General features: G+C 64.8%; 21 protein-coding genes. 15 read left to right on the top strand and 6 right to left on the bottom strand.

The genetic code is table 11. The features are described 5' to 3' along the window. Positions 1-90: 90 nt before the first annotated feature. The gene (locus G453_RS0119580; protein WP_027192388.1) at positions 91-363 is read left to right on the top strand and encodes a hypothetical protein; all 273 of its coding nucleotides are present in this window, start codon (positions 91-93) and stop codon (positions 361-363) included. Further along, positions 363-3,971, top strand: a complete 3,609-nt coding sequence (locus G453_RS26805; protein WP_051272658.1) for a PAS domain S-box protein — start codon at positions 363-365, stop codon at positions 3,969-3,971. Before G453_RS0119580 ends, G453_RS26805 begins: the two co-directional genes overlap by 1 nt. Before the next feature lie 171 nt (positions 3,972-4,142). Here G453_RS26805 and G453_RS0119590 read toward each other — a convergent pair whose 3' ends face one another. From G453_RS0119590 to G453_RS0119610, 5 genes are all read right to left on the bottom strand, one after another. Further along, complete coding sequence (locus tag G453_RS0119590) at positions 4,143-5,585, bottom strand: glycosyltransferase family 39 protein (RefSeq protein WP_156921025.1); 1,443 nt, start codon at positions 5,583-5,585, stop codon at positions 4,143-4,145. A gap of 252 nt (positions 5,586-5,837) precedes the next feature. Beyond that, on the bottom strand, positions 5,838-7,052 hold the full coding sequence (locus tag G453_RS0119595) for an HDOD domain-containing protein (RefSeq protein ID WP_027192390.1): 1,215 nt from the start codon (positions 7,050-7,052) through the stop codon (positions 5,838-5,840). A 194-nt stretch (positions 7,053-7,246) separates the two neighbouring features. Continuing rightward, positions 7,247-7,462, bottom strand: coding sequence for a hypothetical protein (locus tag G453_RS0119600; protein WP_027192391.1), 216 nt, complete (start codon positions 7,460-7,462; stop codon positions 7,247-7,249). Between the two features lie 97 nt (positions 7,463-7,559). After that, positions 7,560-8,675 carry an alginate O-acetyltransferase AlgX-related protein gene (locus G453_RS0119605; RefSeq protein ID WP_027192392.1) on the bottom strand — a complete coding sequence of 372 codons (1,116 nt, stop codon included), beginning with the start codon at positions 8,673-8,675 and terminating at the stop codon, positions 7,560-7,562. 5 nt (positions 8,676-8,680) lie between these two features. After that, positions 8,681-10,099 carry an MBOAT family O-acyltransferase gene (locus G453_RS0119610; RefSeq protein WP_027192393.1) on the bottom strand — a complete coding sequence of 473 codons (1,419 nt, stop codon included), beginning with the start codon at positions 10,097-10,099 and terminating at the stop codon, positions 8,681-8,683. 219 nt (positions 10,100-10,318) lie between these two features. Here G453_RS0119610 and G453_RS28940 point away from each other — a divergent pair, with 219 nt between their 5' ends. The 12 genes from G453_RS28940 to G453_RS25450 all read left to right on the top strand — a co-directional run bounded on the left by G453_RS28940 (position 10,319) and on the right by G453_RS25450 (position 19,112). After that, complete coding sequence (locus tag G453_RS28940) at positions 10,319-10,744, top strand: response regulator (protein WP_043646477.1); 426 nt, start codon at positions 10,319-10,321, stop codon at positions 10,742-10,744. Further along, a complete protein-coding gene (locus G453_RS0119615) occupies positions 10,741-11,061 on the top strand; it encodes a MerR family transcriptional regulator (protein WP_043646480.1) in 321 nt (106 codons plus the stop codon). The genes G453_RS28940 and G453_RS0119615 overlap by 4 nt, the downstream gene beginning before the upstream one ends. Further along, positions 11,061-11,777, top strand: a complete 717-nt coding sequence (locus G453_RS0119620; RefSeq protein ID WP_027192395.1) for a FecR family protein — start codon at positions 11,061-11,063, stop codon at positions 11,775-11,777. Before G453_RS0119615 ends, G453_RS0119620 begins: the two co-directional genes overlap by 1 nt. Positions 11,778-11,840: 63 nt before the next feature. Beyond that, the gene (locus G453_RS0119625; RefSeq protein ID WP_027192396.1) at positions 11,841-12,479 is read left to right on the top strand and encodes a hypothetical protein; all 639 of its coding nucleotides are present in this window, start codon (positions 11,841-11,843) and stop codon (positions 12,477-12,479) included. A 44-nt stretch (positions 12,480-12,523) separates the two neighbouring features. Further along, positions 12,524-13,942 (top strand): hypothetical protein, encoded by a 1,419-nt coding sequence (locus tag G453_RS0119630; protein WP_027192397.1) that lies wholly within the window; start codon positions 12,524-12,526, stop codon positions 13,940-13,942. A 139-nt stretch (positions 13,943-14,081) separates the two neighbouring features. Beyond that, the gene (locus tag G453_RS0119635) at positions 14,082-14,852 is read left to right on the top strand and encodes a hypothetical protein (RefSeq protein WP_235731815.1); all 771 of its coding nucleotides are present in this window, start codon (positions 14,082-14,084) and stop codon (positions 14,850-14,852) included. A 15-nt stretch (positions 14,853-14,867) separates the two neighbouring features. Continuing rightward, entirely contained in the window at positions 14,868-15,497 is a 630-nt protein-coding gene (locus G453_RS0119640) for a tetratricopeptide repeat protein (RefSeq protein WP_027192399.1), read from the top strand. A gap of 1 nt (position 15,498) precedes the next feature. After that, positions 15,499-16,002, top strand: a complete 504-nt coding sequence (locus tag G453_RS0119645) for a hypothetical protein (protein WP_027192400.1) — start codon at positions 15,499-15,501, stop codon at positions 16,000-16,002. A 25-nt stretch (positions 16,003-16,027) separates the two neighbouring features. After that, a complete protein-coding gene (locus G453_RS25440; RefSeq protein WP_051272659.1) occupies positions 16,028-16,912 on the top strand; it encodes a hypothetical protein in 885 nt (294 codons plus the stop codon). A 51-nt stretch (positions 16,913-16,963) separates the two neighbouring features. Beyond that, a complete protein-coding gene (locus G453_RS0119655; protein WP_027192401.1) occupies positions 16,964-17,218 on the top strand; it encodes a hypothetical protein in 255 nt (84 codons plus the stop codon). 19 nt (positions 17,219-17,237) lie between these two features. After that, entirely contained in the window at positions 17,238-18,107 is an 870-nt protein-coding gene (locus G453_RS25445) for a hypothetical protein (protein ID WP_051272660.1), read from the top strand. Positions 18,108-18,170: 63 nt separating this feature from the next. Then, positions 18,171-19,112 (top strand): RluA family pseudouridine synthase, encoded by a 942-nt coding sequence (locus G453_RS25450; RefSeq protein WP_084502617.1) that lies wholly within the window; start codon positions 18,171-18,173, stop codon positions 19,110-19,112. Positions 19,113-19,302: 190 nt separating this feature from the next. On the opposite strand, the gene G453_RS0119670 is transcribed toward G453_RS25450, so the two are convergent. Further along, a complete protein-coding gene (locus G453_RS0119670) occupies positions 19,303-20,046 on the bottom strand; it encodes a TrmH family RNA methyltransferase (protein ID WP_043646483.1) in 744 nt (247 codons plus the stop codon). A gap of 234 nt (positions 20,047-20,280) precedes the next feature. On the opposite strand from G453_RS0119670, the gene G453_RS0119675 reads away from it, so the two are divergent. Further along, on the top strand, positions 20,281-22,293 hold the full coding sequence (locus G453_RS0119675) for a LysM peptidoglycan-binding domain-containing protein (RefSeq protein ID WP_043646486.1): 2,013 nt from the start codon (positions 20,281-20,283) through the stop codon (positions 22,291-22,293). Positions 22,294-22,314 lie beyond the last annotated feature (21 nt).

Genomic DNA, 22,314 nt, shown 5'->3' on the forward strand with positions numbered 1-22,314 from the left:
TATGTGTATCCTGTCTGTTAGTGGCAGGGGGCCTTTCTGCCTGCGCTGATCGGGAAGGGTGCGCTCAAGAGCTTCGGTCGTGAGGGAGTTATGCACAGGCGAGCCCGGGAAATACTGTCGTCTTCCGCTTTTCTTGCGTCGCTGGCCGTCGTCGGCCTGCTTCTGTTGTCCTGGCCCATGGTGACCGTGCTGGCCTCCATCGATTCCTTCGGGCAACTGCTCTCCCTGTTCATCGTATGGCTGGCGCTGGTGGTGGGCGGTTTCGTGTGGTCCCGTGCGCAGGGAAACAGCCGCGAATGTCCGGGTGAAGGGTCCGAAAACCCCGCCTGCGTCTGGCCTGCGCGCAAACGGGAAGGCCGGTGATGTCCTTCTGGCTGGCGGTCTCGCTCCTGGGGGCCTACGCCCTGTGCATGCTTGGCGTGGCCCAGTGGGTGGAGCGCAGCCCGGCCCTGAAGGGCAGGGTGGCAGCCAGCCCCCTGGTCTACTCGCTGTCGCTTACCGTCTACATGACCGCCTGGACCTACTACGGCATCGTGGGGCAGGCGGCCAACAGCGGGCTGATCTTCCTGACGTCCTACCTGGGGCCAACGCTCCTGGTGCTCCTCTGGCCCATGATCCTGGGCCGCATCCTGAGGCTCAAGAAAGCGACCCGCATAACCAGCATCGCGGACTATCTGGGGGCGCGCTACGGGCGGTCGCACCTGGTGGCGGGAATCGCGGCGTCCCTGGCCCTCATGGGGTCGCTTCCCTACATCGCGCTCCAGATCAAGGCCGTGCTCTCCAGCCTCGCGGTGCTGACCGGGCAGGGCCAGCCAGATTCAGCCGGAGCGTCCTGGGCGGGGCCTGGCCTCATGGTTTTCATGATGGCCTTCACCATAGTGGCCGGCGTGCGGCGGATAGACCCCACGGAGCGCCATCAGGGCGTGATCGCGGTCATCGCCCTGGAATCACTGGTCAAGCTCGTGGGTTTTTTGGCCGTGGGCGGCTTCGTCTGCTACGTCATGTTCAACAGCCCCTGGGAGATATTCCACCGGGCCCAGGCCGCGTCGCTGGGGCATCTGCTCACCGTCGGAGGCGGCGAACAGGACTATCAGGACTGGGTGGGCCGGATGCTGCTCTTCATGCCGGTAATCCTCCTGCTACCCAGGCAGTTTCACGTGGCCGTGGTGGAGAACTCCGAGCCCCGGCACCTGCGCACTGCGGTCTGGCTGTTTCCCCTGTACATGCTGCTGATAAGCCTCTTCGTGATGCCCATAGCCCTGGGCGGGCGGCTGTTGGGCTTCGAGGCCCAGGCCGGGGACACCTTCGTCCTGCTGCTGCCGCGCCTGGGGGGCAACGCCTGGTTGTCCTTCCTGGTGTTTCTGGGCGGATTCTCCGCCGCCATGAGCATGATCGCCGTGAACACCATGACCATGGCCACCATGGTCACCAACGACCTGATCCTGCCCGTGGCGGCGCGGATTCCCCGCGCGGACTGGGTCCGGCGCAGCCTCCTGCCCCTGCGCTGGGCCGTGGTGGCTGTCTACCTTGGCTGCGGCTACCTGGTGCATCTGGCCATCGGCGAGGGGGCCATGCTGGCCAGCCTGGGCATCATGTCCATGGCTGCCGCCGCCCAGTTCACCCCGGCGGCCATGTTCGGCCTGTTCTGGCGCGGCGGCACCAGGGCCGGTGCGGTGGTCGGGCTCGGCGCGGGCTTTGCGGTCTGGCTGTACACCCTGGCGCTGCCGGCCCTGGCCAGAAGCGGCGTCATCGCACCCTCCTTCCTGGACGGACCCTTCGGCATATCCTGGCTGGCCCCGGAGAGCCTGCTGGGGCTCACGGCGCTGACCCCCCTCAACCACTCGCTGTTCTGGGCCATGCTCCTGAACACCGGCGGCTACGTCCTGGTTTCCCTGCTGAGCAGGCCCCGCCCGGAGGAGACGGAGATGACCCTCCTCTTGTTCGGGGCAGCCGACGGCGCGAGGAACGTGCGGGCCGGAGGAGAGTCGCCCCGGCACGTGCTCCTTGCGCCGCGCGTGGACGTGCTGGAGCAGCTGTTCCGGAGCTACCTCCCCCCGCAGGCCGCCAGTGAATACGTGGAAGCCTGCGCGAAGAGGGCCGGATGCTCAGGGCTGGAACTTGTGTCCGTCCTGGAACTGGCCGCGCTGTACGCCGAGGCGGAGAAAAGCCTGGGGGGCATTGTGGGCGCGGCCACGGCCCACAAGGCCCTGCTGGACGGCAGGCTCTACACCGCCCGCGACAGGGAGGAGCTCTCTTCGATCTATGGCCGGGTGCTGGCGGACATGAAGGTGTCGCCCGATGAGCTGCGAAAACGGGTGGACTACTACCAGGAGCGCGAAGCGCTGCTTCTTGAGAGCGCCCAGGCCCTGACCGCCGCCAACCAGGCCCTGGAGGCCGAGGTGCTGGTGCGCAGGCAGTTCGAGCAGGAGGCGCGCAAGGCCGAGGAGAAATACCGCTCCATCTTCGACAACGCGGTGGAGGGCATCTTCCAGACCTCTCCGGACGGGCGCATCCTGGAGGCGAACCCCGCCTGCGCGCGCATCCTGGGGTACGAATCCCCGGCGGAGCTCATGGCCCACGTGTCCGACGTCAGGACCGGCATCTACGCCAAGCCCGAGGACCGCGAGCAGTTTCTGGCGTATTTGCGGACCAACGGGGTCGTCTCCAATTTCGAGACGCATTTTGTGCGCAAGGACGGCATGCAGGTGTGGATCACCATGCACGCCAAGGCGATACGCGGCGAAGACGGCAGTCTGGCGCGCATCGAGGGCATCCTGGAGGACATCTCCGAGCGCAAGCTGGCGGAGGAGCGCATGCGCCAGGCCAACCAGACCGTGCGCGGCATCATCGACTCCATGCCCTCGGCCATGATCGCCCTGTCCGAAACGGGCCGGGTGGTCCACCTCAACCGGGAGGCTGCGGCGCGCTTCGGCAAATCCACCATCGAGGCGGAGGGGAAGCCTCTGGGGGAGCTGGTTCCGGGGCTCGCCTGGACCCTGGACCTGGTCGGCAAGGCCCTTGATTCGGGCGAAGCCCAGTTCAAGGGGCGCGTGGCGGATGATTCCGGGGTCGCGCGCCGCTACGTGGACGTGATGGCCTATCCGCTGGCCGGGCGCGGCGACGTGGTGCTGCGCATCGACGACGTGACCGAACGGGCGCGCGTGGAAGACATGATGGTGCAGACCGAGAAGATGTTCTCCGTGGGGGGGCTGGCGGCGGGCATGGCGCACGAGATCAACAACCCCCTGGGGGCCATCCTCGGGTCCGCCCAGAACATGGAGCGCAGGCTGGAACCCGGCCGCCCCCGCAACGAGGAGGCCGCCGCCCGCTGCGGCGTGACCGTGGAGAACGTGCGCTGCTACCTTCAGGACCGGGGCGTCCTGGAGATGGTGGGGCTGGTGCGCGAGGCCGGATTCCGGGCTTCCGAGATCGTCCGCAACATGCTGGAGTTCAGCCGCAAGAGCGAGGGGCGCATGGCCCTCGAGGACATCCCGGCGCTCTTGGAGAAGTCCGTGGAGCTTGCCGGGCAGGATTACGACCTGAAGAAGAAATTCGATTTCCGCCAGATCCATGTGGTCCGGGAGTTCGAGCCCGGCCTGCCCAGGGTGGAGTGCCGCGCCACGGAGATGACCCAGGTGTTCCTCAACCTGCTGCGAAACGCCGCCCAGGCCATCAAGGACGCGGACGTGGCTGGCGGCGTGCCGGAGATACGCCTCAAGGCGGCGCGGGAGGGGGAGATGCTGCGCATCGAGGTGGCGGACAACGGCCCCGGCATGGACGAAGCCACCCGCAAGCGGGTGTTCGAGCCGTTCTACACCACCAAGCCCGTGGGAATCGGCACGGGGCTTGGCCTGTCGGTGTCCTACTTCATCGTCACGGACAACCACGGCGGGCAGTTCAGCGTGGAGTCGAGCCCCGGCAAGGGGGCCAGATTCATAGTCAGGCTGCCGCTGACCCAGGCGGCCCGGTAAGTCCCGGCAACGGGCGGGGGGCAGACAGGAACCGCGTGGCCCAGCCCGGTCCGGGGATCGTCGCGGCTTTCGTGTCGCGTCCCTGGAAACATGGATCGATAGTCAAGTGTAAGTCAACTATTTCAGATTCTTGTGTTCGGCAGGCGATGTGTTGGTTTTGAAGAAGCCATACTAGAGAATCGCTATGACGCTCATGTTGCCGAAGGTCGTGGTTCCGAATCCGATGCCTTTGTCCTTCAGGATTTTCGTGATTTTCGTGATTTTTCCGAACACGACCAGCTTGCAGCCGGGCCTCAGAACCTCGGGGCGCGCGCCGAGTTCGTCGTATCTCGCCAGGGACGCCGATTCATACCCATAATAGAGAAGACCCCTGTGGATGGGATTTGCGTAGTGCGTGCCGTACGGTGAGTACGGAACGAAAACGCAACCCGGCTTTTCCGTGTTCAGGAGCGCGACGGTGCTGGTGAAATCGTGGCGCGTGGAAAATAACTCCCGCGACGAGCTATGGATTTGTACGAAAAACAGGGCGCATGACACGAGAATGGCCGCTTTTCTGGGGAGCCTGCTGATGCCGAAGAACAGGAGCGCGACGGCTGGAGCAAGAATGAACACAAAGTGCCTGGCCGTGTAGATCGGCTTCACGACGATGGTTATGAGCAGGATGGAATAGAAGCCCAACACGGTCCACAGCAGCAGTGCGACGAGGTCCGTCCTGGCGACGGGGAAGTGCCTGTCGCCCTCCGCCGGCTTGGGCAGGAGCTTTTGCGAGAACAGCGCGAGAAGGGAGATGACAAAGGCCGCACAGACGAGGGCCCCGATTTTGCCGTTGTGAAACAGGTCGCCCAGATACCATGAATACGGCGCGGGTCTGTCCATCCAACTGGCGGCGGGAGCGCCCTCAAGCAGGTATCTGAGGGGCAGGGCGAGCGCGATCGTCGCCAGCGCGATGGCAAGCGCAAAGAATCTGGTGAAGGGTGTTTTCCAGCTTTTGTTCAGGATCGAGAGATACGCGAAGTGGAAGAACTGCGACGCGAGAACAAGATAGCCATAGTAATGGCTGATCACCATGGCGAATGATGACAGGGTGTAGAGTGCTCCGCGCAACGTGCCTGGCGATTTCGTGCTCAGGAGATAGTAATAGTAGGATGCGCACGTGGTGCAGAACAAAAGGGTGTAGGGCCTGGCTTCCGCCGCGTTGTGGATGAAAAGGGGATTGACCGCGATAAGCGCGGTGGCGAAGCATGCCGTTTCAAAGTCGAACAGGTCCTTCATGAGCGCGAGGAAATACATGAGGCCTATGATGGAAAACACCATGGCCGGGAGCCTGAGCGCTAGGTGGCCGGTGCCTGCGGATGCGACGATCGGCTTGAGCACCAATTGATAGAGCGGGGCCGAGTAATCCGTTGTCTGGGCGAGGGATTTGAGGAAATCCATCTCGGAGACGATGAGCATGTAGAATTCATCAGCCCACAAGCTGTTGCTGATAGTTTTGTTGATTGCAAAGAAAAGGAAAAAAAGCAGTGATGCCGCCAGGATGCCTGGCGTAAAGTAAGTGTGGCATTTCACGGAGGGACTCCGGTGTGTATGAAGATGTCTTAGCTTATGTCGGGCCAAGACATTTCAATAACCGTGCCCGGAGCGCGAAGGCGTAAAAATGCTGAAATTACTCAGCTTGTTCTGTTAAATATTCGCGCAAATGGTGCAATTATCATTTAGTGATAGTTGAAGCATGATACATTCTTCCGGAGTGAGAGTTTCCTGTCGGCAGAGAAGGGAGGAAGTGGGAGGCACGCCATTTAGGAAGAGCAGATGGGAGGATGGCCGCGCAACGTACGAATTGCCCGGTCCTGTCGTTCGCGGTCTGGCTCAGCCCGGCGCGTCGAAGTTGCGCAGGGCCATCTCCTGCGCCTTCTTGATGTCTCGCGCCAGAGACGGGTGCAGCACGATCTTTTCGAGCCGCTGTCTGTCCACCAGGGAGTGGAAGGAGACGTGCAGCGGGTCCACCGGTTCCTCCGCCCCGCAGCTGAACACTCCCGCCAGTTTGTCCGCCAGAAACAGCGCCGCCAGATATTTCTGGGCCGATAGGTCCAGGCCGAGCGCGCTGCGGTCGGTCCAGGCCGCCGCGTGGTGGTGCTCCACGGCCATGGCGATGCGCGGCGGGAAACGCAGCTGGCCTGCTACCAGTCTGCCTGCTTCGGCGTGGTTGATCCCGAACAGGTCGTTCTCGTCTTCGATGGAGAAGCACAGGTCGTAGGCCAGGGTCTGGTCTTCGTCCCGGTCCACCAGGGGGGAGGTGGCGATGACGAACCGGCCGATGTCGTGCAGCAGGCCCATGGTGAAGAGCGTGGTGGGGTTCACCTCGTCGAAGGCCCTGGCCACGTGGGAGCAGCACACGCTGGTGAAGGTCAGGTGTTCCCAGACCTGATTGAAGAACTGCTTGAGGCGCGGGTCCTCGATGTCCACCAGTTTGACCATGTGGTCGCGGTAGACCACGTTGCGCAGGTTCACCAGCCCCAGGATCAGGATGGCCGTGGGGATGGAGCTGACCTCCCCGCGCAGGCCGAAATAGGGGGAGTTCACGCATTTGAGCAGCATGGCCGTGAGGTGCTTGTTCTCGGTGATGATGTGCGAGAGCTCCGAGAGCCGGATGTTGGGGTCGCCCAGGGAGGCCAGGGTGGCGTAGCCGGTCTCGAAGTCCTTGAAGGTATTGTTGCGCCGGGCCAGGAGCTTGAGCAGCGCGGGCGGGACGACATGAGAGGGGGGAGCGTCCGCGCCGCCGAACTGCGGCGTTGCGCTGAAAAGAATCTCCAGGCGCTCTTTCAGGCCGGTGCGCCAGGCCTGCACCTGCTCTTCCAGGCCCTGCCGGGCCACGATGGCGGCCCCTTCTCCATGGAAATACTCGGCCCACAGGTCGGAGTGCCCGGCGTCCACGTCCTTGAGGGACATGTCCCCCCATTCGACGGAGTCCAGCGAAAGCTCGCCCGTATTCGGCTGGCGCGAGGCGGCCAGACGGTCCAGCGCGTTTTTGACGGCGAGCACCAGCCCCTTGAGGCCGATCATGGCGGCCAGATTATCCCACATGCGCAGCGCTCCTGGGACGAGTGTGGCTTACAAGCGGCCGGATAAGCCTGGGAGTCGCGGCCAATGCACAGTCAATATCGGCGCGGCTTGAGGAAAAGTAAATCGAAATCCGCGATCGATCTATTGGCAGGCCGCGCCTCCAGGAGTGGAATAGAGTGGTTGTGCAAGGGACAGCCGAGTTCGTCAGGCTCGCGTCACTCCCAGAAGCGCCACCAGGGCGTGCCGACGGGACGCTCGTCTCTCATCCAGTTGCGCCCGCCCTTGAAATTGATCTCGTGGCAGACAACGCCCGGCAGGCCCTGGGGCAGCGCCTCGCAGCGGGCCGTGGCGTCATGGTTCACGGCGAGGCCGCGCCAGCGGGGGTCTTCCAGGATGGATTCGATGTCGGCGTGGGTGAGAAAGTCGGACATGCTGTCCTCCTGCAATGAAGTTGTCATGTGAAACTTCAATCGGCAGAAGGTTCGGAACACTTTACGGTCGTGTGGCGAACAATCGGTGGGGGACGGTTCAGGGCGCGGCGAACAGGGCGTGCTGGTAGCGCTCCACGGCCTCGAAGATCACCACGTCGGGCTTTTCCGCCTCCACGATGTGGGGCTGGAAGCGGTGCTCCCACAGGAACACGGACCGCTGGAATCGCTCCGCCAGGAAGGGGATGGCCGCCGAGGAGAACGAATCGCGGAACACCACCGCCTTGGGCAGCGTTGGGTCGCCGGTTTCGCGGATGATCATGTCCCGGCCCTTGAGCGTGGCCGGGTCCTTGTAGCCTTTGGGCTCGGCGGGTCTGGCGCGGTTGGGGGCCAGGGGGACCATGTCCAGGGCCTGCTCTCGCATGGTGGCTTCCAGCAGGAGCATCTCGGCCAGGTCGCCGCCGGGGATGTCGGATTCGCTCACCCGGTAGTCCTGGGGGCGAAGCGGGGGCATGGCCGGGAAGCGCTGGCGCAGGGCCTCCACGATGGCCGCGCTGCCCATGAACGCGCCCCAGCCGTTCCAGTGGGTGTCGGTCTTCCAGTAGGCCCGGCGCACGGCCTTGGCGTCGTCCAGGGCTTTGCGCAGATCAAGGAACGGGACGCCCGCCTGCCGCAGGGCATCGCCCAGCTGGTCCAGGCGCGTCCCGGGGGAGAGCTTGTGCAGCGACGCAGGCAGGAAGTCGCCGTAGACGCTGGCCTTGTTGGGGGCGATCACCACCAGCATGGCCGCGCCGCGCTCAGCCAGCCAGTCGCGGCGCTCACGCATCAGGGCCACGATGCGGGCCAGTTCCTCGGGCGGATAGTGCCCAAGCCCCAGCCAGTCCTCCAGGGCCATCTCCTTGGGGAAGAACAGCCAGCCGTCGCGGCCCAGGATCACGCTTGACGAGGGCGACTCCCGGAACAGGGCCAGCTTGATGATGTTGGCCGTGCGGATCATGGAGTCGCGGAAGGGAAAGGTCTCGCCGTAGGCGCTGGTGAGCTGCTTGGCGAATGCCTTGAAGTTCTCTCCTGCCAGGGAGAGCGGCGGCAGCGGGGTCTTGAGCCGGTTCTCCACCGCGCCCGGCCCCTCGGACACGCCAAGGAGCGCCAGCCCCTGCGGCAGCACCAGGGGCAGCAGCAGGAGCGTCACGGACAAGATGGCGAGGGCGCGTTTCATGACGTTTAAAATTGCGCGTAGATGAAAGGTGAGTGGGTCCCTGCGGCCAGTTGCAGCAGGGCGGCGGCCAAAAGCGCCGGAGGCAGCAGGCGCGCAAGAACGGGACGCAGCGCAAGCGTTGCCGCGTCCAGGCGCGAAGCCAGCCAGGGCACGGCAGGGACGCTGCCGATAAGCGCCAGGGCCAGCATGGTCAGCGTGGCGCGGTTCACCCGAACCATCCAGGTGTAGTCGAAGCCCTCCCAGTGGAAGCTGAACAGGGCCTGCATGTAGGCAAGCGCCGAGGTCAGGTCGGCGGCGCGGAAGAACACCCACCCAAGGCCCACGGCCAGCAGGGCGTAGGCGTGGCGGGCCGGTCGCGGCAGGGCGTCCAGCACGCGGCCCACGCGCGTGCGCTCCATGGCCAGGAACAGCCCGTGCCACAGCCCCCAGATCACGAAGCTCCAGCTTGCCCCGTGCCACAGGCCGCACAGCGCGAACACGATCAGCAGGTTGCGCTGCACCTTCCAGGGGGCCACGCGTCCGCCGCCCAGCGGGATGTACAGGTAGTCGCGGAACCAGCTGGAGAGCGTCATGTGCCAGCGCCGCCAGAACTCGCGCACGGACTGGGCGCTGTAGGGATAGTTGAAGTTCTCGGGCAGATGGTAGCCGAACATGCGTCCAAGGCCTACGGCCATGTCCGTGTAGCCGGAGAAGTCGAAATAGAGCTGGAGCGAATAGCAGACAAGCCCCAGCCAGGCCGTGCCCATGTCCAGCTCGCCTGCGGGCAGCCCGAAGGCCGCGTCAGCCATGGGGCCGAGGGACCCGGCCAGCAGCACCTTCTTGGCCAGTCCCACGCCCAGGCGGGACAGGCCCTCCCGCAGGTCCTCGAGACACGGACGGCCCGGCCCGGAAGCGCTCTGGGGGAACATGTCCTGGATGCGGGCGATGGGACCGGCGGTGATCTTCGGGAAGAAGGCCATGAACAGGCCGAAGCGGACCGGGTTGGTCTCGGGCGCGGCCTTGTCCCTGGCGATGTCCACCAGATAGGCGATGGCCGAGAAGGTGAAGAAGGAGACGCCAAGCGGCATGCCCGAGGGAGCCAGGGGCCTTAGTATCTCCAGTGCCGGAGCCGCAGTCTGGGGCAGCTGGGCCAGGGCGAAGAGGTAGTACTTCGACCAGGCCAGAAGCCCAAGGTTGGCGGCCACGCCGATCGCCAGCGCCGCACGCCGGGACGCGCCGGAAGATCTCCCGATGCCCAGACCAAGCACCATGTTCATGGCAATGGACGCCGTGAACACAGGCAGCGACGACACGTCGCTCAAGGCGTAGAAGAGCAGGCTGGCCGCCAGCAGCAGGAGCGCGCGGAAGCTCGCGGGCGTCATGGCGTTCAGGGCCAGCAGCGCGGGCAGGAAGGCCAGCAGGAACAGCGGCGAATCGACAGGCATGAGGAGTGGTAATCGGCCAAGCGTTTGGAATCAAGACAAAACGCGTGCGCACCGGGCCCATACAGCTCCGGAAGCCTGTCGGGGCAGTGCCCGCCGTATGCCTTGGGCTGGCATGCCCGCGCCGCAAGTTCCTGAAAGGCCACGCGCATCAATCATCGCGTCATTGCCATCCCCAACCCATGTTGCTACAGTTTTTCAAACGCCAGGAGTCACGCGTCCATGCTTCGCTTTCTTATTACCGATGACGACGATGTCACACACGCCTTCCTGCGCCACGTTCTGGTGGGGCTGGGGGACGTGGGGCACGCCTTTTCCGGCGTCGAGTCGGTGGAGCGCTGCCGCGACGCCCTGAAGCGGGGCACGCCCTTCACCTGCCTGTTCATGGATGTGCTGATGCCCGGCATGAACGGCCTGGAGGCCGTGCGCCGGATCCGCCAGCTGTACGCCGAGGAGGGGGTGCCCGCTCCCCTGTGCGTCCTGGTCAGCTGCGTGTCCTATGCGGAATGCCTCGCGGGGGGCTTGGTCCCCGGCTCCGTGGACCGCTACATCGCCAAGCCTTTCGAGCTTCACACAGTCCTCACCGTCCTGGCCGAGTTGGGCATTGGACAGGCTCCAGTCCGGGCGGCGGGCGAGGGCTTCTGGTGAAAAACGACAAGCCACAGAAGACGTACAAAATAGGCCAGATCGCAGCTCTTTTGGGACTCAAGCCCTTCGTGCTGCGTTTCTGGGAGACGGAATTCCCCGCGCTCAAGCCGATCCGCACCCCTAAAGGCCAGCGTCTCTACACCGAGGACCACCTGCGTCTGCTCAAATCCATCCAGCACCTGATGCACACCGAAGGCATGACTCTTGAAGGAGCACGCCGAAAGCTTGCCGAGCACAAACGCCAGAACGAGTTGAAAACCCTGGTGCGGCGCGAGCTTGAGGAAATCAGGCACCTGCTGAGTTCGGAGGATGTTTGATGAAAGCCGCACGATATGTCGTAATTTTCATGATTTTGGTCTGGGCCGCCGTCCAGGCGCTGGCCGACACCCCCAAGCCCGCCGGAACCATCGACGAACTGGTGGGGCAGGCCGAGGCCAGGTCCGGCCAGGACGCCCCGCGCAAGCTGGCCAAGGGCGCGCCCGTGTTCGCCAAGGACGTGATCTCCACGCCCACGGACAAGGACAAGGCCCGCGTGGCCTTCACGGACGGCTCCGCCCTGGAGATCGGGCCGCAGTCCATGGTGGCGCTCAAGGACTTCGCCTTCGACGAGGCCAACAAGGACAACTCCCGCCAGAACATCGCCATGGGCAAGGGAGTGTTCCGTTTCATCACCGGCAAGGTAGTGGCCCAGAACCCGGACAACCTGAAGATCGAGAGTCCGCTGTCGGTCATCGGCATCCGGGGCACCACCACGGACCACTGGATAAAGGTGAAGCCGTCCGCTCCGGGAGAGGTGGAGGCCGAGCTGCACGCGCTGCGCGAGACCAAGACCCAGAGCGAAGTGATCGTCGAGGCCGAAGGGCAGAAGCTGGTGCTGAACAAGCCCGATCAGGTGGCCTGGGTGCGCCCCAACCTGCCTGGAGCGGTGCGCTCGCTGACCGACGACGAGAAGCAGACCTTCGGCAGGACGCCGGTTACCCGCGCGCCCTTCGACCCGCCCGCCCGGTCCAGCTTCATCGGCGGGGCCAATTGACACCTCCCCGGGCAGGCAATAGTATAAAAACATAGGAAAAGCCGGGACAAAGGACACGCACACATGAACATTGCGGCTCTCTTTCTGGCGTTTGTTCTCGCCCTGCCCGCCACCGTCTGGGGCTTCAGCTTCACCGAGGAGACCCAGAAGGACTCCTCGGCCCGTCAGGCCAAGGCGTCCACGGCCCGCGCCCAGCTTTCCGAGCCCTGCCGCGCCAAGATCAAGGGGCAGCGAATCGCCCTGATGATCGCAGAGCGCCACCAGGGCATCACCAGCGTGAACGCCTCCAACCAGGGCGACCTGTTCCACCTGCTGAATTCGCGCCTCCAGGGCGTGGGGCTGTCCACCATCACCCAGGGCGAGATCAACGCCCGCGTGGCCAGGGCCGAGGCCGAGGCCATCCTGAACAACGACCCCGACGCCGCCCTGGCCGCATCGAAGAAGCTGGGTGCGTCCTTCTTCCTGAAAGGCATCATCTCCGCGCGTTCCGGGGCCAACAAGATGGTGCGCGCCAACGAGGTCACCGTGGACATCAACCTGACCCTCTCCGACGGTTCGGGCCGGGTGATCTCCCAGGTGCGGGCCACGGGCCAGTCCTGGGCGGGGTCCGACGTCATCGGCGCGGCCATGTCCGTGCTGGAGGACGAGGCCGACTCCCTGGTGGCGCGGCTCTATTCCGATTTCTGCGCACGGGGCAAATAGCCCCGCGGCATTTCCGGCCAAACGTCAGCATAAGGATCATTCCCATGAAGACCTTGCGTCCTCTGCTTCTCCTCCTGGCGCTCCTCGCCTGCGCCCAGGCCGTCCAGGCCGCCGAATCGAAAACCATGGTGGTCACGGCCGAGGGTCTGGCCGACCCCAACGCCGACACCTACAAGCGCGACAAGGGCCTCCTGGTGGACGACCTGCGCGCCGACGCCAAGCGCCAGATCCTGGAGAAGGCCGTGGGCTCCTACGTGGAGACCTCGACGCTCATGCAGAACTACACCCTGATCCACGACAAGGTGCTCTCTCGCGCCCAGGGCCTCATCAAGCGCGTCATCAAGGAGAGCCCCCCCTGGGTGGGCGAGGACGGCTTCGCACACATGCTCATGACCGCCGAGGTCTACGTGGGCGACGTGAAGTCCGCCCTGACCGAGATGGGCCGCATGGAGCGCGTGAGCCTGCTCAAGGACCTGGGCAACCCCCGCATCTCCGTGGTCATCAACATCCGCGACGCAGAGCGCGGCGCGGACATCAAGCCCGAGCGCTCGGCCATTGCCGAGAACATCCTCAAGGAGCGCATCAAGAGCTTCGGCTACCGGGTGTGGAGCGAGGAGCAGTCCACAAGGCTCAAGACCGAGCTCATGGAAACCAGCCAGCTGGCCGGGCAGACCGAGGCCACCATCTCCGCCTCCCAGGTGAAGGCCGCAGATTTCGCCGTCGTCGGCGAAGCCAAGTTCAAGACCGTCTCTGCCAAGCTCCAGGCTTCGGGGCTGGAGGTGAAGAAGTACGTGCTCACCTCCTGGAGCGTGAAGTGCGTGGACAACCACACCGGCGAGGAGATCTACTACAACAACCAGATCCCCAAGAAGCAGAGCTGGGCCGACGAGGACCAGGCCATCGAGGAGATCGGGCGCATGATCGGCGCGGAGTTCTCCAAGGAGTTCTTCGAGGAGCACCTCCAGGCCCCGGCCAAGACCTACCAGCTCCAGGTGCTGGGCCTGCCCAGCTATGACGCCGGGCAGCTGCTCAAGAAGGAGTTCATCGGGCTGCGCCCCGTGCTGAACATCGACTTCCGTGATTTCGACCGCTCCGGCCTTTCGCTCTACGAGGTGGAGTTCGTGGGCACGCGCGCAAACTTCAACCAGCTTTTGAACACGGGCATCCTTGGGCCGCTGAACGCCAAGTTCGGCGAGGAGGCCTTCACCCTGGAATCGTCCCACGGCAACACCGTGCGGGTGGCCTTCCGCTCACGCCTGAAGGCAGAGGACTTCATGGCAAAGTTCCAGGGCCGGGTCCCGGCCAGTCTGGCCACTGCCTCGCCCGAGCGCATCCGCGAAGTGGTGAAGACCGAGGAGACCCTGAAGAAGGTCTCCGAGGTGGCCCCGGACGCGGCCAAGCGCGTGGGCGAGCAGGGCCTGCTGAAGTCCGACAAGGCTCTGGACGCGGTGAAAAATTTCTAGCCGTAAGTCCTGAAATTTGTCATTTTATACCAAAATGAGGTGTTTTATTTGGGGTTGAAAATGGGGCCTCCGGGCAGGTGGGAGATGTACGAGACATCTCCCGGCGTCCCCCAACGAGGGTAAAGGGAGGAGGAGAGGCATGGTCATGAGACACACGGGGATGCTTTTCGTATTGCTGGCCGCCCTGCTGGCTGCGGGTTGCCAGTCTGCTTCGCAGCAGGCCAACAAGGAGGCGGACGCCGCCATGTACCAACCGGTGGAGTACGCCAACGCGTCCAAACCCGGCCCCCAGGTGGTGGTGATTCCAGGCGCGGTGAAGTCGCAGAACGCCACCTTCGCCCAGAAATACGGGCCGAACAACATCGCTGATTTCGCGGAGATCGAACTGGGCAAGGCCAACTTCCAGGTGCTCGAGCGCCAGGATCTGGGCTCCATGCTCCAGGAGATCGAGGTGGCCGCCAACCTGGGCGACGCCCAGACCCTCAAGAAGTTCAAGAAAGGCAAGATGCAGGCCACCAACTGGCTCATCCGCTTCGACATCATCAAGGCCGAGCAGGTGGCCCAGGTTGAGAAGAAGTTCGACGGCACGTACCTGGGCATCATCACCGGCGCGGCGGTGGGCACCGCCACGGACAGCTGGGGCGCTGGCGCGGCCAGCGGCGCGGCCGTGGCCTCGGTCAAGTCCGAGGAGGCCAGCGGCGTGTGGATCATCGGCATGCGCTTCAAGGTGCTCGACGCCAACACCGGCGAGCAGAAGGCCACCGACTACTTCGAGGACAAGATGGAGATCAACTCCAAGGGCGGCGGCGCGCTCGGCTACACCGAGAAGAAGACCACCGGCACCAGTCTGGACACCATGGTCCAGCGGCTTGTGCAGAAGTCCGTGCAGAAAATCGACGCAATGAAATAACCGGAGGCAACACACATGCGCCGCGCTACTTCACTCATCCTCGTCTGTCTGTGTCTGGCTCTGGCCGCCGGCTGCGCCAAGAAAGCCCCCCCGATGGAACCCACGGCCCAGGAGTTCTTCGACTCCGGCATGCGCTACTTCAACCAGGAAAACTACACCATGGCCCTCTCCGAGTTCGAGATGGCCGTGTCCAAGAGCCCCAGCTTCGTGGACGCCAACTACTACGTGGGCCTGTCCGCCTGGAAGCTCAACATGATCGACAAGTCCAAGCGGGCCTTCATCGCCACCCTGAACCTGAACCCCAACCACGTTCAGGCCCGCGAGTCGCTGGGCATCCTCTCCTACAACATCTCGGACTTCACCGAGGCCAAGCGCCATCTTGAGGCCGCGCGCAACCTGAACTCCATCAACCCCCAGGTGTACTACTGCCTGGGCAAGATCTACGTGATGGAAGGCCGCTGCCCCGAGGCCCTGGAAGTGTTCCAGAAGGGTCTGGTGGTTGATTCCACCTACCTGCCCCTGAAGACCGAGTTCGAAAACGCCAAGCGCACCTGCGGCAAGGGCGGCGGCACCAAGGCCCCGCCGGTGATCTACGAGAAGAAGTTCCGTGGCGGCGGCAAGGCCATCGACCCCAGCGACTTCTAAAATGAGACGCATCCTCCTGGCGGCCGGGGCTCTGGCCCTGGCCGCCGTTCTCACCCAGGCAGGGGCCGCCACTGCGCAGACCTCCGGCACCGCCAGGGTCCCGCTGCCTCCGGCCAAGGCGCAGGGTGGCAACAAGGCCCTGATGGATGACTGGGTGCGCAAGAAGCAGGCCCTACGCGACCAGGTCTACGAGGACCTGCGCCGCAAGGGGCTCATCCCCAAGGACGGCACCGTGACCTTTGACGCGCGCGTGAAGCCCGACCCCAAAAATCCCGGCAAGGTCACGGTGAAGATCGAATCCATGACCATCACCGAGCGGCCCAAGGGCCAGGGCCAGTCCCAGGGGGGCGCTTTCCCGCAGACCAAGAACGATCCCATCTTCGGAGCGCGCACGCCAAACGGCCAGACCCAGGCCGTGGAAGCGGCCATCCCCATCGGGGGCGGAACCATGCGCGAGACAATTACCATTGTCGGTGGAAAACCCCAGGAACAGGCCAGACCCTGATTTCCGGGCGCACGAGGAGCAGACCATGCCCCGATCCCGCCATGCCGCAATAGCCGTATCCGTGCTGCTTTCCGTGTTGGTGACCGCCCTGTGCGCCCATGCCCAGGGCAACCGCCAGCTTATGAGCGAAAAGATGGCCCGCCAGGACATGAAGCGCCAGATCGTGGAATCGGTCATCGGCTTCAAGGTCAAGAGCGAGTCCGAGTTCGGCCTCACCGAGGACGCCCAGTACCGCGTGGACACCAAGGCCGCCGCCCTCATCAAGGGCATCAAGGTGGACAAGATGATCTACGACCGCGACAAGGACGTGGCCCTGTGCATCGGGCACATTGAGCTTGGCCGCGTGCGCAACATCGTGGGCGAGCGCGTGGAGTTCAAGAACGTGGTGGTGCAGGGCTTCGGCTTCGGCTCCATGACCGAGACCTCCAGGCCGCCGCTTCGCGCTCTTCGAGCCGCCATGCTGAACGCCTACGACGAGATGGCTGCGCTCCTGGTTGGCGAGAAGATCCTCAGCCGCTCCGGCGCGGAGAATTTCATCTTGACCAAGGACTCCAACCGCTCCAAGGTCTGCGCGGCCATCTTCGGCGCCTACGTGCCAAACCCCGACGTCAACTCGGCCAATCGCGGCTGGGGCTGGGACGAGACCGGCAACGGCTTCGTGCGCCTGGCCCTGGACGTGAGAAAGGCCCGCGACATCATGGGCAACCTGATCGTGTACACTGGCGGCGAGAACATCCTGGAAGTGCTAGGACGCGGCGCGCAGAAGGACGAGCTTTCGCCCCAGACGCCCGACGGCGGGCCGTCGATGATCCGCCCCGGCGCGCCCAAGACGCAGTATCAGCCCCTGGACGTGCCCATCGGGCAGCCCAAGCCCCAGGGCCAGGAGGTCATCGGCAAGCCCGCGCAATAAGATGGCCTGGAAGTTGCTTTATATTCATCAGGAAGGCCATGGAGACTGGAAATGACGAAATATCATAAATTTACCCCCGCCGTGCTGGCAGCTCTTCTGATGTGCGCCACGGCCGGGCAGGCCGGGACGCTGGACGAGGCCTTCGCGCCGCGCCCGGTGCCGGGGCTGACGCTCGCGTCCCTGGAGGTTCCGGTCCAGCCCGCGCTGAAGGCCGCACCGGCCCCGGTTCAGGAACTGGCCGCGCCAGCGGCGCCGGAGCCGGAGAAGGGTTTCTGGGACCGCACCCGTGAGTTTTTCGGATTCTAACCATCGGAGGACGAGTTTCATGCGCGCTATCACCACCGTGACCCTGGCCCTGCTGCTGACCGTGTTCGCGGCAAGCGCCCAGGCCCAGGGCAACAAGCAGCTCATGAGCGAGCGGATGGCCCAGCAGGACCTCAAGAGGAACCTGGTGGAGGCGGTCATCGGCTTCAAGGTCAAGAGCGAAACCGAGTTCGGCCTCACCGAGGACGCCAAGTACCAGGCCGACACCAAGGCCGCCGCCGTGATCAAGGGCATCAAGGTCGACAAGATGATCTACGACCGCGAGAAGGACGTGGCTCTGTGCTTCGGCCACATCGAGCTGAAAGACGTGGTCAACGTGCTCGGCGAGCGGATCAGCTTCAAGGACGTGCGCGTGGAAGGCTTCGGCTTCGGCACCATGACCGAGACCTCGCGCCCGGCGTTGCGCGCGCTTCGCGCCGCCCAGATCAACGCCTATGACGAGATGGCCACGCTGCTGGTGGGCGAGAAGATCCTGTCTCGCAGCACCGCCGAGAACTTCATCCTGACCAAGGACTCCAACCGCTCCAAGGTCTGCGCCGCCGTGTTCGGGGCCTACATCCCCAACCCCGGCATCGGCTCCCCCAACCGGGGCTGGGGCTGGGACGAGTCCGGCAACGCCTTCGTGTTCCTGGAGATGGACGCCCGCAAGGTCAAAGACGTGCTGGGCAACCTGATGGTCTACAAGGGCGAGAACATCCTGCGCGTGATGGGACGCGGCGCGCAGAAGGACGAGCTGTCCGACGCCCCCGACGGCCAGAATCCCAATCTGGTGCGCGACCCCGGCTCCAAGACCCAGTACCAGGACCTGGGCATGCCCGGCTCCAAGCCGCCCGCGCCCCCGGCGGACCTGACCGGAAAGCCCGCCCAATAAATGAACGCGAACGGGGAGGCCAACGCCTCCCCGTTTTTGTCAGACATGCACCACAAATCCCCAATGCCATCAGAACCGTCCCACGCCGTGACCGCGCCCGCCAATTCCCCGAAGATACTGACCGTCTCCCCAGCCGAGGCCGGGCAGAAGCTGGTGCAGTACCTGGGGCGCGTGCTGGGAAAAGACCTGCCGGGCTCGGTGCTCATGCGCTGGATACGCACCGGGCAGGTGCGCGTGGACGGCAAGCGGGCCAAGCCCTTCGACCGCCTGGACGCCGGGCAGGCCGTGCGCCTCCCCCCCTTCGCGGAGATTCCCCAAACAGCACAAAGCGTCACACCCCTGGACCTGCCGGTGCTGGCCCGGACGGACGACTGGCTGGTGATCGCAAAACCGGTCGGTCTGCCCGTGCATCCGGGCAGCGGCTGGACGGACTCGGTGCAGACCCGGCTTGCGCTGGCGTTTGCCGGGTCGGCCTTCGTGCCATCCATCGCCCACCGACTGGACCGCGACACCTCCGGCGTGCTGCTGGTGGCCAGGACGCACCGGGCGCTGACCTCGGCGCACGCCCTGTTCAAGGGCGGCGGCGCGGCCAAGGAGTACCTGTGCTGGGTGCGGGGGCGCTGGGAGTTGTCTGGGCTTAATGAGCCCGTGGAGATGCTGGACCGCCTGGAGAAGTGCGGCCCCGAGGGACGCGAGAAGATGGTCCGCGCCTCTGGAGGCGACGGCAAAGAGGCCAGGCTTAGGGCCACGCCCCTGGTGATTCAGGCGGAACACACGCTTGTGGCCGTGCGGCTGTTCACCGGGCGCACCCATCAGATCCGCGCGCAGCTCAGTCTTCGCGGCCACGCCATCGTGGGCGACGCCAAGTACGGGGGAGGCGCCCCGCCCATGCTGCTGCACGCCTGGAGGCTGGCGATAGGCGAGGACGTGTTCGCCTGCCCGCCGCCCTGGGCCGGGCGGTGGACAGTGGGGGACGATCTGCTGGAGACGCCTGCACCGCGCTGAAGGGGCGGTGGAGTTCCGCTCCGGACCTCACCAGGGCTCTGCCCTGGACCCGGCAGGGGGATGATCCCCCTGCACCATGCATCCGCTTCGCGTAACGCCCCGCTCCTGTGGGTGACAGGATGGGATAATAAGGGATTCCAAAGGGCGCAGCCCTTTGGCCGCCGGAGGCTTTCCCCACTGCGAATTGGCGCTACTTTTTTCCTGAAAAGGCCTGCCGGGCCATCTGTCCCAGCACCACGGCCCCGGCCTGGGCCACGTTCAGCGACTCGAACCCTCCCGGCATGGGAATGAACAGGCTCCCCTCGCAGCGCTTGGCCACGCCGGGCCGCACGCCCTTTTCCTCACCGCCGAGCACCAGCACCAGCGGGAAATTGAAATCGGCCTTGAACACGTCCCCGCCCTTGGGTCCGGCCTCGGCCTTGTAGATGGTGAACCCGGCGTCGTAGCAGGCTTCCAGCTCGCGCGAGAGGTTGGTGCACAGGCGCACCGGCAACCGCTCAAGCGCTCCAGCGGAGCTTTTCGAGGCTGCGCCGCCCAGGCGAGCGCCGTGATGCTTGGGCACGATCAGCCCGCCGCCGCCAAGCGCAAGCAGCGTCCGGGCAAGGCTCCCCACGTTGCCGGGGTCCTGCACCTGGTCCAGGGCCAGGATCACGGGCAGGGGAGCGCGGCGTGCGTTGTCCAGAAGCTCGTCCAGTTCCACGAACGATTTCGCGGCCACGAAGGCGGCCACGCCCTGGCGGCAGCCGGGCACGCTGCGCTCCAGCGAATCATCGGGCAGGAAGCGGAAACGGATGCCAGACGCCTTGCAGGCGTCGATCAGTTCCTTGATGTCCTGGCCCTTCAGGCCCTGTCGCAACACCACGTGCTCGATGCTTCCGGGGTCGCGTCCGACCAGTTCCAGGACCGGTTTGCGGCCCATGACGACGTTGTCCATGATCCTTCCTACGGTACATTCTGCATGTTCGGGACAGATGAAACACCATCCCGTGGCCGCAGAGTAGCAGAGAATGGCAATATTACAAGAGTTTCATGCGGGAACTCGCTTGCTCTTTTTGCTTTTAGTGGGTAACTGGCCAACCATCGAAGAATAAGCACAATCAATCCAGACCGGAACACGGCCGCGCCCTCTCCCTCCTCCTTCCAGCGGCTTGCCAGTCCCGGAGGACACATGCCCGTATCGCCGCGACTGTTTCTGAAACTCCTTCTCGTCTTTTGTCTGGCCTTTTCTGGCGCGTGCGCCAAGAAGCAGGTCTCCGACAACCAGGACATGAAGCCCAACCTCGATCCCGAGCTCTCCGACGATTTCCTCAAGATAAAACGCCCCAGGCCCCTGACCCTGCAGGAGAAGGAGGCCCTGGCCTCCAAGACCGACATCCCCTTCAACCTGGACGTTGCGGAGACCGAAGAGGTCCAGGCCTTCCTGACCTACTTCACCCAGGAGCGCCGCGAGACCATGGAACGCTGGCTGGAGCGCGCCGCGCCGCACCTGCCCTACATCCGCGCCGTGCTGGCCACCCACAAGCTGCCCCCCGACATCATCGCGCTGCCCTTCATCGAGTCCGGTTACAACACCATGGCCTACTCGCCGGTGGGCGCGGGCGGCATGTGGCAGTTCATGCCCGCCACTGGCCGCCGTTTCGGCCTCTCCGTCGACTGGTGGGAGGACGAGCGCAGAAACCCCTATCTGGCCACCATCGCCGCCGCCAAATACCTGGGCGAGCTCTACAACATGTTCGGCGACTGGAACCTGGCCCTGGCCGCCTACAACTGCGGCGAAGGCAAGATGAGCCGCGTCATCAGCCAGTCCGGCCATACCAACTTTTTCGACATCGCCAAGAATCCCAACCTCCTCAAGCAGGAGACCCGCCACTACGTGCCCAAGTTCCTGGCCGTGCTCAAGGTGTTCAAGAACCTGAAGGCCCTGGGCTTCAAGCCGGTCAACTGGAGCGCCGGGCAGGTGCTTGAAGAGGTGCCCGTCCCCGGCGGCACCGACCTTGCCGCCCTGGCCGAGGCCTGCTCCATGAGCTGGGACGAGTTCCACAAGTACAACTCCGGTTTCCGCCGCCAGGTGAGCCCGCCGGACCGCGCAAGCCAGGTCTATGTGCCGGTCACCAAGAAGGAGCTGGCCCTGGCCTATCTTGCCAACCCCACCTGCGTGGCCAACCGGGGCATCCGCTCCTACACCACCGCCGGGACCGACTCCTGGTGGAACATTTCTAAGCGCACCGGAGTGCCCATCGCGGCGCTTCGCCAGATGAACCCCACCGTTGGCGACGCCGTGACCCCCGGCCAGACCGTGTACGTGCCCCTGGACAGCTCCGCCCAGGACTCCGCGCTGGCCGACCTGGACGACAGGCCCGCCGGACGCGCTGAGGTGGCCAAGTCTCAGGTCCACAAGCTCAAGAAGGGCGAGAGCCTGGCCGCCCTGGCCAAGCAGTACGGCGTGTCCCAGACGGACATCCTCAAGGCCAACAGCCTGAAATCCGAAAAGCAGCTGGCTGCGGGCAAGTCCATCACCATTCCCGGCAAGGCCGTTGCCGCAGGGGCCGCCTGTCCGCCCGTGCAGCCCAAGTCCGGCGTGGCCGTGGCCGAGGCCAAAACCGTGGAGGTCAAGAAGGGGCTCACCCTGGCCGCCGTGGCCGCCGCCAACAAGGTGGACGTGAAGACCCTGATGGCCGCCAACGGCATAAGCTCGGAGAAGGACCTCAAGGCCGGGATGAAGCTGAAGATTCCGGGCGAGGTGGCCTCCGCCCCTGTTGCGGCCCAGACCGCAGCGGCCAAGCAGCCCGAAGCCCCGGCCAAGAATCAGGCCCAGGCCGAGAAGCTGGCCGCCCTGGCCAAGAGCCAGCAGCCCGCGCCTCAGCCGGTCGCGCAGGCTCCTGCATCGTCCAAGGACCCCAAAGCCGCCCCCGCCCAGGCTGCCGCATCACCGGCCAAGGATGCCAAGGGCGCGCCCGTCCAGGTCGCTGCCGCCAAGAACCAGCCCTCGCCCGCACCAGCTCCCGCAAAGGACGCGCACAAGCCCAGCGGCCCCGTGCAGTACAAGGTGGAGAACGGCGAGACGGTCTGGAGCATCGCCCGCAAGTTCAAGGTGGACCCGGTGGCTCTTTTGAGCTGGAACAACCTGGACAAGTCCGTGCACCTGAAGCCGGGCGACAAACTGAAGATCAACGTGCAGTAGCGCGAGAGATTCTCGAACGAT

The sequence above is a fragment of the Fundidesulfovibrio putealis DSM 16056 genome (assembly GCF_000429325.1).
GTDB lineage: Bacteria > Desulfobacterota > Desulfovibrionia > Desulfovibrionales > Desulfovibrionaceae > Fundidesulfovibrio > Fundidesulfovibrio putealis.

Bases quoted from the DNA above. Each gene is read 5' to 3' on its own strand.
- G453_RS0119580 (WP_027192388.1), top strand. From the start codon at position 91: ATGCACAGGCGAGCCCGGGAAATACTGTCGTCTTCCGCTTTTCTTGCG.
- G453_RS26805 (WP_051272658.1), top strand. From the start codon at position 363: ATGTCCTTCTGGCTGGCGGTCTCGCTCCTGGGGGCCTACGCCCTGTGC.
- G453_RS0119595 (WP_027192390.1), bottom strand. From the start codon at position 7,052: ATGTGGGATAATCTGGCCGCCATGATCGGCCTCAAGGGGCTGGTGCTC.
- G453_RS0119600 (WP_027192391.1), bottom strand. From the start codon at position 7,462: ATGTCCGACTTTCTCACCCACGCCGACATCGAATCCATCCTGGAAGAC.
- G453_RS0119605 (WP_027192392.1), bottom strand. From the start codon at position 8,675: ATGAAACGCGCCCTCGCCATCTTGTCCGTGACGCTCCTGCTGCTGCCC.
- G453_RS0119610 (WP_027192393.1), bottom strand. From the start codon at position 10,099: ATGCCTGTCGATTCGCCGCTGTTCCTGCTGGCCTTCCTGCCCGCGCTG.
- G453_RS28940 (WP_043646477.1), top strand. From the start codon at position 10,319: ATGCTTCGCTTTCTTATTACCGATGACGACGATGTCACACACGCCTTC.
- G453_RS0119620 (WP_027192395.1), top strand. From the start codon at position 11,061: ATGAAAGCCGCACGATATGTCGTAATTTTCATGATTTTGGTCTGGGCC.
- G453_RS0119625 (WP_027192396.1), top strand. From the start codon at position 11,841: ATGAACATTGCGGCTCTCTTTCTGGCGTTTGTTCTCGCCCTGCCCGCC.
- G453_RS0119630 (WP_027192397.1), top strand. From the start codon at position 12,524: ATGAAGACCTTGCGTCCTCTGCTTCTCCTCCTGGCGCTCCTCGCCTGC.
- G453_RS0119635 (WP_235731815.1), top strand. From the start codon at position 14,082: ATGGTCATGAGACACACGGGGATGCTTTTCGTATTGCTGGCCGCCCTG.
- G453_RS0119640 (WP_027192399.1), top strand. From the start codon at position 14,868: ATGCGCCGCGCTACTTCACTCATCCTCGTCTGTCTGTGTCTGGCTCTG.
- G453_RS0119645 (WP_027192400.1), top strand. From the start codon at position 15,499: ATGAGACGCATCCTCCTGGCGGCCGGGGCTCTGGCCCTGGCCGCCGTT.
- G453_RS25440 (WP_051272659.1), top strand. From the start codon at position 16,028: ATGCCCCGATCCCGCCATGCCGCAATAGCCGTATCCGTGCTGCTTTCC.
- G453_RS0119655 (WP_027192401.1), top strand. From the start codon at position 16,964: ATGACGAAATATCATAAATTTACCCCCGCCGTGCTGGCAGCTCTTCTG.
- G453_RS25445 (WP_051272660.1), top strand. From the start codon at position 17,238: ATGCGCGCTATCACCACCGTGACCCTGGCCCTGCTGCTGACCGTGTTC.
- G453_RS25450 (WP_084502617.1), top strand. From the start codon at position 18,171: ATGCCATCAGAACCGTCCCACGCCGTGACCGCGCCCGCCAATTCCCCG.
- G453_RS0119670 (WP_043646483.1), bottom strand. From the start codon at position 20,046: ATGGACAACGTCGTCATGGGCCGCAAACCGGTCCTGGAACTGGTCGGA.
- G453_RS0119675 (WP_043646486.1), top strand. From the start codon at position 20,281: ATGCCCGTATCGCCGCGACTGTTTCTGAAACTCCTTCTCGTCTTTTGT.